We start from the raw sequence: 11551 nt of genomic DNA on the forward strand, positions 1-11551 counted from the left end.
AGCGGCAAGAGATTCAAGCGCTTAGCGCCGATCCGGCAACAAAATAGCGCCAGAGTCTCGCTCATGGCGCCACCTGTCTCCATAAAAACGATGTGCAGACAATGGCTTACACCATAGGGGGAGCCATTCCTTTTATCTTGCCCTCCCTGTTCGTGACGCGAACCCAACGCACATCACAGTTATGCCCGCAAAGATTGCCCAAATTGCCACTTGGGGTAGTCCTACTGCATCCCGTACCGCCAGCAGAACAAGAAGGCTCGCGATGGGTGCACCAAGTAGAACATGAAGTCTACCAACCGGCCGCTTTCCAGATATCAGATCATACAGAACATAGGCCAGAAAAAGTCCAGTAAGCACCAGGGCGGCTACTAAACCTCTGTCATGATAGTTTACTTTGAGCAACTGAAAGCTGACAGCTGCGATAAGAACGATCAGTAATAACGGCCAATTACGAGTCATTCTGAAAGCCCGCATGCTGGATTTGAGAAAAGTTCAAAGGTTGCCTTCACTCCTCCGACGATAACGCTGGCTTGAAAATAGCCTGGTATAAATCTTCGTAGACCAAGGCGCGCGGCATGACCCCAAGTTCGAGGAAAGCGGCTTCCATCCAGCCTGCGCCCGTAATCTCCTTCGCCAATCCTCTCACGTGCCTCAAAGATGGATTTACCTGCGCCGGCAACTATCGAAATTGGGTCAGTGAAGCCCTCTAGCCCGGCTCCACCGACTGCTAGTAGACACTTCGTGAGATCAGTCCTTCTCGCGGTGACGACGATCTCTTCGCCCTCAACATTTTGCGGCACTGCCTGCTGTGCGGGAACGCAGCGACCGCGCCGCAGCCGTTCGCCCTCCTCGCATTCGATGATGGGCGCGGTTACGACTATGTCCGGTGCCACCCAGTCTCCAAACAAGTGGTCCACGAAAAGCCAACTTAAAAGGTCGAAGCCCCGTCCAGGATCTGGAGCTCTTCCAATTACGGTGATGTCCTTTTCCATCAGCCCCAGCGGATCCGTCGCATTGATCGGATCGTTCCCGACATAGGCATACATGTTCATGCCGTCGCTGTAGCCGATGGGGTCGGTCTGCAGGAACCTGCCTAGGCTGGGCGAGTACATGCGGGCCTTGTAATAGTAGAGGCCGGCTTCGGGAAGCCACGCCTGGCCGGTGTACTGGAACCGGCCGCTATTGTTCGCGCCCGGGATCCCGAACTCGTCGTAGCTGTTGATCCCGTTCGCGATCGGCGCGCCGCTTGCGTTGGTGACCGCGATGATCGAGCCGCGCTCGTCGGGGACCAGGAACCGCCGGTCGGCCGTTCCCGCGCCTTCGTACCAGACGAGCGGATCGTCGATCCCCGGCGCTGATACATAGCGCTTCAGCAGCGTGCCCGCTGTCGTACTCGCCGGCGATCTCAACGCCGTCATACAGGAACCGCGTCTGAGCAGTGCTGCCATAGCTCGTCAGGCGACCCAGCGGATCGTAGCTGAACGTCACGCCGTTCGACATGCCGGTGAGCAGATTGTCGAGATTATAGCCGTAGCCGATGGCGTTCGAACTGGTGAGGTTCCCGCGCAGGTCATAGCCGATCGGACTCGCTCCGATCGCCGTCAGCCGCGCCGCGGGTCTCAGCCGCTTCGATCGCGATCACCGGCAACGCCGCAAGGGAAAACAGCCATTTACGGCACATTCTGGGATGCCTTGGGAAGGCAATCTGGTGACCCCTACGGGACTCGAACCCGTGTTTTCGCCGTGAGAGGGCGACGTCCTAGACCGCTAGACGAAGGGGCCGTGCTTGTGCGGAAGCGGGGCACTTAGTGGCGCCGGTCGCCCCCGTCAAGCGGGCGCACGCCGCAGGCCGAGCCAGCGGCGCGCCGCCGGCCAATGCCGCAACAGCGTCGCCTCGATCAGCAGCACGAGCAGCAAGGTCGCGCCGAAGAGCGGCATCAGCAGCCCGAGCAGGCAGATTGCAGCGACGAGCAATGGTCCGTAGCGCGGTCGCGCGACTGGGGGCGGGGCGCCGAGCTTTCCTTCTGGACGCCGTCGCCACCACAGCACGAAGCCTGATAGCGACAGCGTGGCGAGGCCTAAGGCAGTGAGCGTGCCCAGCAGCTGGTTCACCACGCCGAACAGCGCGCCCTCATGCGCGGCGATGCCGGTTCCTACAGCGCGATCGATCCAGTGGCGCTGGGCGAAGTCGCGGCGGGAGACGATCGCGCCACTGCTGCCGTCGACCGAAAGGTCGACGCGCCGCGTTCGATCGGCTGCCTCGGACGAGACGCGCCATGGTTCCCCGGCCGCCGCTGGGGGCACGATGAGCAGTGGAGGCGCAATCCCGAGCGGGGCGACCGTGGCGCGAACCCGCTCCAGCTGCGCGAGGTCGATCGTCGGCGGTGCGTCGGCTCCACCATGCCCATGCACAGCGTGATCGGGCGCAGGTGCTTTTCGGAAGCTGCCCGAGGCCCAGTCCTGTGGACCGTCCAGCGTCCCGGTGATGGTGCGTACCTCCTTGAAATACGCGCCCCAGAACGCCGACCAGGGAAGCCCGGTGGCGATCAGGAACAAGCCGAGCAGCGCAACCCAGATGCCCACCGAGGCGTGAAGATCACGCCAGAATCGCCTCCCGCCGCCGCGTATCCGCGGCCAGAGCACGCCTGCCAGCGACCTGCCGCCGCGCGGCCACCAGAGATACAGGCCGGTGAGCAACATCGTCACCGTCCAGCAAGCGGCGATTTCGACGACATGGCTGCCCCATCCGGTCCAGCCCGTGCCGAGCTTGCCGTGGAGGTCCGCGATCATCGGCATCAGCCGCCGATCGTCGCGGACATGATGCATCACCTCGGCGGTATAGGGGTTCACCCACACGCGCTCGGTCTTCGCGTCGGAGCGGCGTATCAGGATGCGCGCCGCCGAATGCGGGGTCTGCGGAAGCTGGTATTTGGCGAGGGTGCCGCCCGGCACCACCGCCAGTGCCGCCTCGACCTGCCGGCCCGCGCTTTCGCGCGGACCGACAGCCTCGATTGTCTCGAAGCGATGTTCCAGCATCGCCTCGATCTGCGGTTTCCAGAGATAGATCGTGCCGGTGACCGTCAGCCACAGCACGAACGGCATCGTCAGCAATCCGGCGTAGAAATGCCACCGCCACACGGCGTTGTACCAGCCGGCCCCCGCCACGCGCGCCATCAGAACGCCGCCCGTACGCCGCCGAACACGGCGCGCCGCTCGACGGGGTAGAAGATCGCGTTCGCAGGCGAATAGGCGACCACCGCGCCGATATCGCCCACCTCGTCGCGGTCGGTGAGGTTGCGCGCGTCGAGGAACAGCGTCAGCCCTTCGCGCACACGCGCTTCTGCGGTGACCCCGAGCAGCACATAGCCATCGGGGCGGAAGCTGTTGGCGTAGTCCGCAAAGGCTCCGCGCGGCAGCCACTCGACGCGCGGCGCGACGTGCAGCGCCTCGCTGCCCAGCACGAGTTCACCGCGATAGAGATGCTCCGGGACCACGGGCAGGCGATTGTCGCCGAACTGCGGATCGTCGCGGAACCGGAAGTCATTGTATTGATAGACTTGCCGTAGCGTCGCCCAGCGCGCGAAGGCGATGTCGAGCCCTGCCTCGACTCCCTGGTGGCGCGTGTCGCCTGCGTTGAACGTCGCTGCGGGAACGGCAGGCGGATTGACGTTGAACTGGAGCAGTTCATCGTTCAGGTCCGCGCGATAGACGCTCACATCGAAGGTGACGGGTCCGATCCTGCCGCGGCCGCCGATCTCCGCCGTCCATCCGCGCTGTGGATCGAGCGCGACGAAGCTGCCGGTCGGGATCGTCGGGCCGCTCTGCGCGAGCTCGCTATAGCCGGGCAGCTCGTGGCTGCGGCTGTAATTGGCGTAGAACTGCACATCCTGCGCGGGTTCGAACAACAGGCCCAGCTTGGGCGACAGTTCGTCGTAGCTGACCTCGTCGAACGCGGCGGCGGGGAAGACGAGTTCCTGCTCGCGCATGCCCGAGGTGAATACCGCGCCGGCGACCAGCGTAAGCCCGCTCACGGCCTCCAGGCGCGCTTCGGCATAGGCGTCGACCGTCCGCGCGGCGAGGTCTGCATCATAGGTGGGCGCACCGCGCCGGCCGGCGTTGTTGACGAAGCGCTTGGAATCCACCGTGCCGAAGCGCGCGCTCACGCCCGCGGTGAGCCTCAGCGCGCCGAAGCGCTGGTCGAGCCGGGCATAGAGGCCCCAATCGGTGGATTTATAGTCGAGCACCTGGAAGATGGGATGATCGAGCTGCTTGGCGTTGAGGAACACACCCGCGTCAAGGTGTCCTTCGCCGATTTCGAATCGCGTACGGTTCTGGAGGCGGATCGAGTCGATGTTGCGCCCCTGATCGCCTACGCTGTTGCCGGCGCGCGGCGTGTTGCGCACCGCCGTATAGGTGAGCGCGCCCGGCAGATCCTGATCGAGCGATTGGGCACTTGCGTAGAAGCGAGTCTCGACGTCATCGGTCAGCCGGATGCCGACATTGCCGTTGAAGCGCAGGCCGCGCCGGTCGGCATGCTCGCGATCTCCGTTCGACGTGTCGGCGGCGAGCGAGAGATAGGCGTCGCCGCGTGCATCTGCGAAGCCCACGCTGACGAGGCCGCGCAGCGTTTCGAAGCTGCCGCCGTCGATGCGGACGCGCCAACCGTTCGCGCTGCGCCCGGTCGGCGTCACGCCGTTGATCGCGCCGCCCAGCGTCGAGGCGCCGTAGCGCAGCGCATTGGCGCCGCGGAACACCTCGATGCGCTGGAGGATCGTGGGGTCGAGTTCCTGAAAGTCGCCATTGTCGTCGGCGAGGTTGATCGGCACGCCGTCCTGCAGCAGCGTAAGCCCGCGCATGTGATAGCCGCGGCTGATGCCGGATCCGCGGATCGAAAGGCGCACTTCCTGGCCGAACCGCGGCTGCGCATAGACGCCCGGGGAAAAGGCGAGTGCCTCGCGCAGCGACACCGCGGCCTGATCGGCATAGTCGGTGGCGGGAACGACGTCGGCGCCGCCGGGGGTTTCCTGAACCTGCTGGATGGCGGCCTGAGTGATCTGCTCGGCCGAAACGATGATCTCCCGTTCGTCGGGAGTCTGGGGGCTCTGCTGGGCGGCGGCGGGTGCCGCGATGCCCAGCAGCAACGCGCCGCACAGGGCGCGGGCAATGGCGTGCATTGACTGAATTCCTTCGCATGACTGGAGCGCCGCGCGCGGACTGCGCACGGCAAGGGGTCAGGCGAAGGCGGGGGGGCCGGTGGCGGGTGGGGGAGGGGCGGCGAGACCGCGGCCGGGCGCGGGGCCGGTCCGATCCGGGAAGGGGACGGCCCGATCAGCCGAGCGGGACGGGGCGCTTGCGGGCGGCGCCTGGGGCAGGCTGACCGCGAGCGCCATGCCGGCGAAGGCGCAAGGCGAATCGGCGCCTGCGTCGGGCGCCGGGTCGCCGTCCGGCGCGGGTATTGCCGCTTCGAGCAGGGCCCGGGCCGAGTGGACTGCCGGGGCGCCGGGAAGCGCGTTGCAGAGCGCGATCCGGACCGTTCCGGCATGCGCCTGCGGCATCCATCCGGCGGGGATGGCGATCCGCACGAGCAGCGCGCAGGCGACGAGCGCCAGCACCAGCCGACCGCCAAAGCCCCCTTTGTTCCACACGTTGCGCATCTGGCCGGCCCCTTGCCGCCGATTTGTGCCGAACGCAAGCGGCATGGACCGGCGCCTGCGAGAGATCAGCCGCAGGGCGTGGGCGAAATGCCCTGCCGGGTCTGGCGGATCGGCAGCATCCTTCCGTCGGCATCGTAGCGCAGCGGCTCGACCGCCACGGCGCGGCGGAATTCGGAGCCCGGCACACCGTCGATCGTCAGCGTTCCATCATGATAGAAGAAGTACCAGTTGCCTTTGAACTCCTCGATTCCGGCATGGATGGTGAAGCTGTTCTGCGCCGCGCCGGTCAGCTCGCCGCGATAGGTCCAGGGGCCTTCCATCGACGGCGCGGTGGCATAGGAGATGTGCTCCGCGGTCTGCTCGCCTTCGACGAACGAGGCATAGGTCATGTAATAGAGGTCGCCGCGCTTGTGCAGCCACGGCCCCTCGAGGAAGTTGGTGAGATGCAGCTCGCGCGGCGGCCCGTCGAGCTCGATCATGTTGGGCTTGAGCTTCGCCAGATAGAGATTGGAATTGCCCCAGGCCATCCAGGGCGTGCCGTCGTCGTCGATCAGCACGGTGGGATCAATGTCGCTCCAGGCGCGCCACGTTTCCGGATTGTCGCGCACCAGCGCCGAGCCGCGCGCGTCGACGAAGGGGCCGGTGGGGCTGTCGCTCACGGCGACGCCGATCGCCTTGCCGGGATGGCTGTCGTCATGTTCGACGGTGACGTAGAAATAATATTTCCCGTCCTTCTCGACCATTTCGGCGGCCCATGCCTCGCCCTCGGCCCAGGCGAAGTCGGTGGGCTTCAGGATCGCGCCGTGATCGGTCCAGTCGCGCATGTCGCTGGTCGAATAGGCGACCCATTCGTCGATCCGGAATCCCTCGTCGCCCTCGTCGTGCCCGGCATAGACATAGAGGCGGTCGCCGACGGCGAGCGGCGCCGGATCGGCAGTGAAGCGATTGCGAAAGATCGGATTGCACGCCCCCGAGGGCGCGGCGGCGGCCGAGGCTGCCGGTGCTGCCGACGCGACGGGCGCCGCAGCGGTGGCGGCGTTCGGCCCGGCCGTGCTGGTGCACCCGGCAAGCGCCAGCGCCCCCGCGAGCAGGGTGGCGGCGGCTGCGCGGCGCGGCGCGGCCGGAACGGAGGCGAACGGCAGGACGGAACGATGCGACACCAATGACTCTCCCTTGGTTGTGGCGCCTTCCCCGCGATTCGCGACGCGGGGGCCGGCGACCCGGCCCCCTAAGCACCGGCTCGGCCCGCGCGCGTCAAGAGCCGGCGGGGCCGATCGCGCGGTGCGCGGCGCTTCGCTTCGCAGTTTTCGCGTCGATCCTTTTCGAAAGTTGCCGATGCCGGACATTTTCTAACAACCGCGGACGCGTGGCGGGGAGGCCGGGGAGGAGGCGGGCCGCGGCGGCACGGCGCGCGCGGCGTGCGCCCGGGGCTCGTGCGCCGCGCGGCCATAATGGTCGCGGAGCTGGACGCGCCAGTCGACCGGCTCCGACCAGTGGAACTCGGGCGCGTCGCGCTCGCGCCGCCGCGCGGATGGAGCGGGCGCGGCATGCGCCCGTCGGGCGCGCAGCGCGGCGATCAGCAGCCGCTCGTTGACGCGCTCGCGCCAGCCGATGATGCGCCCGCGATACAGGACGGGCACCCGCTCGGGATCGGAGAGCGTGCCGAGCGCGGCGCCCAGCGCCTCGTCGCGCGCGCGATCGAGCGCGGCATCCCAGGCGGCGGCGAAACTCTCCGCCCCCGGCCGTTCGCGCAGCTGATAGGCCGAACGCGCCGATTTCCCCACCGACCGCGCCGCCCGCGCGACGACCCCGCTGCGCGCGAGCGCGGCGACGAAGGCGATCTGACGCTCCGAAGTCCAGCCGCCCGCCGTCACCCGCGCGAGCGGGACGGGCGCGAAGAGGAGGAGGTCGTCGGGAGTGGCGGAGCGGTACATAAGGGGAACATGGCAGATTTTGGGCGTGTAGGAAAGGGGCGGGTTTGCGCCTCAGTTTCGGTCGATCGACAGCCAATTTCCCGCGCTTGGAAGTGGACGTTCAAAATTAAGACCGGGTCTGGCGACTTACCTGCCGGTCAGTGCGGCAACGAGGAACGCCCGCTTGTGCCAACACCGGCCATTGGGCAGTAGCCAAAGCGTATTGCCGACGCTAGAACAGGCCGGGAACAAGGGGGCATTATGCTGCTTAAGACGGTTCACGTTCAGCACTTCAAGCACGTTCTTGATTCAACAGAGGTCGCAATTCAGCCAGACGTTACCTGTTTGGTGGGCAAGAATGAGTCAGGTAAGACCGCCTTTCTTGAAGCACTTCGTCGCCTGAACCCCGCCCAAGGTAACGTCGATTTCAACATCGGTCGCCACTATCCCGCATGGCTGGAAAAGACTCATCGCCGGCAGGGAAAGGACCTAGAGCTAGTCCAGCCCATCGAAGCGACTTTCGAGTTGCAGGATGCCGATAAGGCCGCCGTCAGCGCGGTATTTGGCGAAAGTGTTCTCACCTCTGACGAATTCACGCTAAGCCGCAAATATGACAACGAGCAGCTTTACACTTACAAGGCGGACGAAGCTAAGGCGGTCGCCAATATTCTGGCCGACCTAGACCTGCCCAAGAGCGTGACGGAAACTACAAAGAGCATTACGACTTTTACCTCGTTGCTCTCCGCCGCTGAGAAGCTCACCGCCAACGAAGAAGACGAGCAAATCAAGGCTTCTGGAGAGGCGATTACGGCCAAGGTGACAGCGGCTCTTGGTGAGGGCCTCGATTTCGGAGCCAAGATGCGCGCAATCCTCAAGACGCGCATTCCCAAGTTTTTCTATTATGCCGAGTACAGCCGCCTTCCCGGCATCGTCAAAATTCGGGAGTTGCTGGAAGCGGACGAAGACACCCTTGATGTAGATAGGGCGACGGCGCGTTCGCTGCTGAGTATGGCTGGCGCAGACGACGACTATCTGCTCGACCCGGAGTACGAAACTCGAAAGCGGGAACTGGAAAACGTCGCTAACGCCATCTCGCAGGATGTGCTGACCTATTGGACGACCAATACCGAGCTTCGCGTTCTCATAGACATTACGCAGAAGACGGAAGCCCGGCAGAACGGCAATCATGCAGTGCTCGATGAAATGCACGTGCGAATGTACGACAACCGGCACATGCTTTCCCTGCCGTTTGACGAGCGATCATCTGGCTTCCAGTGGTTTTTCTCGTTTCTGTCGGCATTTTCGCGGTACGAGTATGACGATACGCCGGTCATCATATTGCTTGATGAACCCGGCCTTGGCCTACACGCGCGCGCCCAAAAGGATTTCCTCCGCTTCATTGACGAGCGGTTGGCGAAGCGATGCCAGGTCATTTACAGCACACACTCCCCCTTCATGGTCCAGCCCGGCCTGCTAGAGCGGGCGCGGGTCGTCGAAGATAAGGGGCGCGAGACGGGCTCGGTCATTTCCTCAGACGTGCTGACGACCGACCCCGATACCTTGTTCCCCCTGCAAGGTGCCCTTGGTTACGATATCGCGCAGCACCTCCTGATCGCCCGAGACAACCTTGTCGTGGAGGGGCCTTCTGACCTTGCTTACATGTCAACTATCTCGGCCCACTTGAAGGAGAACGGGCGAACCGGGCTCGACGATCGCTGGGGAATAATCCCGGTCGGTGGGGCCGACACGATCCCTACCTTCGTCGCGCTTTTGGGCATCCATCTGGACGTGACGGTGCTGGTTGATGCCCGGAAGGAGGGACACCAGCGGCTCGCGACCTTGGCGCAGAACGGCTTCTTGAGTGCAACGCGGATTGTTACAGTCGGTGAGCTCCTGAACCGGAAAGCGGCAGACATTGAAGACCTCTTCACCGCCGCCGACTACCTTCTCCTTTACAACGCTGCCTTCGGTAAAAGCATCGCGGAAGGGGACCTGAAAGGCACTGATCCGCTGGTGCGGAAGATCGCGCGCCTAGAGGAAGTTGATCGGTTCGACCACAACCGGCCAGCCGACAGGTTCTTGCGTGATAAGGCAACCTTCCTTCCCCAGCTCTCGAGCACCACGCTCGACAACTTTGAGAAGCTCTTCGTCCGCATTAACGATACCCTGACCAAGCGTTAGGCGCAAACGAGTGGGCCGGTTTTGCGCATGAGCGGACATTCAGACCATCGTGTCGGAATGGCGCATTGTGGGTCGGCAGCCGACGCGGCGTGAACATCAGCTATCCCCGCGACCCAACTTCGAACCGACTTTCGCCTAACGGCCCACAACCCGCCGCCGCTCCGGTTACGGAGCTAAGCCGCCACCTTCCGCCGCTGCGCCATTTCCTCGTTGAGCATTTCCGCCAGCAGGAACGCCAACTCGAGCGACTGGCCGGCGTTAAGGCGGGGGTCGCAGTGGGTGTGGTAGCGGGCTTCGAGGTCCGCTTCGCTCACGTCGATCATGCCGCCGGTGCATTCGGTGACGTTCTGGCCGGTCATCTCGCAATGGATGCCGCCGGCGAAGGTGCCTTCGGCGCGGTGGACGGCGAAGAAGCCGCGGACTTCGTCGAGGATGCGGTCGAAGGGGCGGGTCTTGTAGCCGTTGGCGGCCTTGACGACGTTGCCGTGCATCGGATCGCAGCTCCAGACGACCGGATGCCCCTCGCGCTTCACCGCGCGGACGAGGGCGGGGAGGGCGGCCTCGATCCTGTCGTGCCCGTAGCGGGTGATGAGCGTCATCCGGCCGGGGGTGCGCGCGGGGTTGAGCGTGTCGAGCAGGCGCAGCAGCGCCTCGGGATCGAGGCTGGGGCCGCACTTCATCCCGATCGGGTTGCCGATGCCGCGCAGGAACTCGACATGCGCGCTGCCTTCGAACCGGGTGCGGTCGCCGATCCAGAGCATGTGCGCGCTGGTGTCGTACCATTGGCCGGTCAGGCTGTCCTGCCGCGTGAGCGCCTGTTCATAGGGGAGCAGCAGCGCTTCGTGGCTGGTGTAGAAATCGGTGGCGTTGAGCTGGGGCACGCGATCGGGATCGATGCCGCAGGCGGCCATGAACTCGAGCGATTCGCCGATGCGATCGGCGACGTCGGCGAAGCGCGCGGTCCACGGGCTCTTGCCCATGAAATCGAGCGTCCATTTGTGGACCTGATGCAGATTGGCGTAGCCGCCGTTGGCGAAGGCGCGCAGCAGGTTGAGCGTCGCCGCGGCCTGGCTGTAGCCCTGAATCATCCGCTCGGGAGCGGGAATGCGCGCTTCGGGAGTGAAGGCGGCGCCGTTGACATTGTCGCCGCGATAGCTGGGCAGCTCGACGCCGCCGATCGTCTCGGTGGGTGCCGAGCGGGGCTTGGCGAACTGGCCCGCCATGCGGCCGAGCTTCACCGTCGGCAGCTTCGAGGCGAAGGTGAGCACCACCGCCATCTGGAGGATGACGCGGAAGGTGTCGCGGATGTTGTTGGGGTGGAACTCGGCGAAGCTCTCGGCACAGTCGCCGCCCTGGAGCAGGAACGCCTTGCCCTCGGCCACGCGGGCGAGCTCCTCGGTGAGCATCCGCGCCTCGCCCGCGAAGACGAGCGGCGGGAAGGAGGCGAGCCGCGCCGTGGCGGCATCGAGCGCGGCGGGATCGGGATAGTCGGGGAGCTGGCGGGCCTCGGCGGACTTCCAGCTGTCGGGGGACCATTTGGCCATGGCGTCGTCTCCGGCGCGATAGGGCAGGAACCAGTCGGCATGATGGGCGATGCCATTGGCGGCGATCTGATTGACGGCGGCGCCGGTGGCGCGCTTGCCATGCTCCTCCCAGCCCTGGACGGTGGAGCCGGGCGCACCATACCAGGCGCCGAAGGCGGCGCGGGAAAGGCCGCGCTCTTCGCGGAACCTGCGGATCTTGTGGCCGGCGAGCGTCGTCATGCGACGCGGCTTACTCCGGGAGAGTAAGGGGCGTCAACTC

Annotated in this window: 8 protein-coding genes and 1 tRNA gene; 1 reads left to right on the top strand and 8 read right to left on the bottom strand. The window is 65.2% G+C overall.

Annotated elements, in window-relative coordinates; translation table 11 throughout:
* Window positions 1–455 precede the first annotated feature (455 nt).
* The 7 genes from ACQ450_RS01865 to ACQ450_RS01895 all read right to left on the bottom strand — a co-directional run bounded on the left by ACQ450_RS01865 (window position 456) and on the right by ACQ450_RS01895 (window position 7588).
* Entirely contained in the window at window positions 456–1448 is a 993-nt protein-coding gene (locus tag ACQ450_RS01865; protein ID WP_431470281.1) for an RHS repeat-associated core domain-containing protein, read from the bottom strand.
* Between the two features lie 258 nt (window positions 1449–1706).
* A tRNA-Glu gene (locus ACQ450_RS01870) sits at window positions 1707–1782 on the bottom strand.
* 45 nt (window positions 1783–1827) lie between these two features.
* Window positions 1828–3174: a PepSY-associated TM helix domain-containing protein gene (locus tag ACQ450_RS01875; RefSeq protein ID WP_431470282.1), complete on the bottom strand. Its 1347-nt coding sequence runs from the start codon at window positions 3172–3174 to the stop codon at window positions 1828–1830.
* On the bottom strand, window positions 3174–5174 hold the full coding sequence (locus ACQ450_RS01880; RefSeq protein ID WP_431470283.1) for a TonB-dependent receptor family protein: 2001 nt from the start codon (window positions 5172–5174) through the stop codon (window positions 3174–3176). Before ACQ450_RS01880 ends, ACQ450_RS01875 begins: the two co-directional genes overlap by 1 nt.
* Window positions 5175–5231: 57 nt before the next feature.
* Entirely contained in the window at window positions 5232–5654 is a 423-nt protein-coding gene (locus ACQ450_RS01885) for a hypothetical protein (RefSeq protein WP_431470284.1), read from the bottom strand.
* A gap of 65 nt (window positions 5655–5719) precedes the next feature.
* Window positions 5720–6814, bottom strand: coding sequence for a family 43 glycosylhydrolase (locus ACQ450_RS01890; RefSeq protein WP_431470285.1), 1095 nt, complete (start codon window positions 6812–6814; stop codon window positions 5720–5722).
* A gap of 189 nt (window positions 6815–7003) precedes the next feature.
* A complete protein-coding gene (locus ACQ450_RS01895) occupies window positions 7004–7588 on the bottom strand; it encodes a hypothetical protein (protein ID WP_431470286.1) in 585 nt (194 codons plus the stop codon).
* A 240-nt stretch (window positions 7589–7828) separates the two neighbouring features.
* Here ACQ450_RS01895 and ACQ450_RS01900 point away from each other — a divergent pair, with 240 nt between their 5' ends.
* The gene (locus tag ACQ450_RS01900; RefSeq protein ID WP_431470287.1) at window positions 7829–9748 is read left to right on the top strand and encodes an AAA family ATPase; all 1920 of its coding nucleotides are present in this window, start codon (window positions 7829–7831) and stop codon (window positions 9746–9748) included.
* A gap of 173 nt (window positions 9749–9921) precedes the next feature.
* On the opposite strand, the gene ACQ450_RS01905 is transcribed toward ACQ450_RS01900, so the two are convergent.
* Complete coding sequence (locus ACQ450_RS01905; protein WP_431470288.1) at window positions 9922–11511, bottom strand: class II 3-deoxy-7-phosphoheptulonate synthase; 1590 nt, start codon at window positions 11509–11511, stop codon at window positions 9922–9924.
* Window positions 11512–11551 lie beyond the last annotated feature (40 nt).

The organism is Sphingosinithalassobacter sp. LHW66-3, from assembly GCF_050703275.1.
In the GTDB taxonomy this organism is placed as follows: domain Bacteria; phylum Pseudomonadota; class Alphaproteobacteria; order Sphingomonadales; family Sphingomonadaceae; genus Sphingomonas.

Bases quoted from the DNA above. Each gene is read 5' to 3' on its own strand.
- ACQ450_RS01865 (WP_431470281.1), bottom strand. From the start codon at position 1,448: ATGGCAGCACTGCTCAGACGCGGTTCCTGTATGACGGCGTTGAGATCG.
- ACQ450_RS01875 (WP_431470282.1), bottom strand. From the start codon at position 3,174: ATGGCGCGCGTGGCGGGGGCCGGCTGGTACAACGCCGTGTGGCGGTGG.
- ACQ450_RS01880 (WP_431470283.1), bottom strand. From the start codon at position 5,174: ATGCACGCCATTGCCCGCGCCCTGTGCGGCGCGTTGCTGCTGGGCATC.
- ACQ450_RS01885 (WP_431470284.1), bottom strand. From the start codon at position 5,654: ATGCGCAACGTGTGGAACAAAGGGGGCTTTGGCGGTCGGCTGGTGCTG.
- ACQ450_RS01895 (WP_431470286.1), bottom strand. From the start codon at position 7,588: ATGTACCGCTCCGCCACTCCCGACGACCTCCTCCTCTTCGCGCCCGTC.
- ACQ450_RS01900 (WP_431470287.1), top strand. From the start codon at position 7,829: ATGCTGCTTAAGACGGTTCACGTTCAGCACTTCAAGCACGTTCTTGAT.
- ACQ450_RS01905 (WP_431470288.1), bottom strand. From the start codon at position 11,511: ATGACGACGCTCGCCGGCCACAAGATCCGCAGGTTCCGCGAAGAGCGC.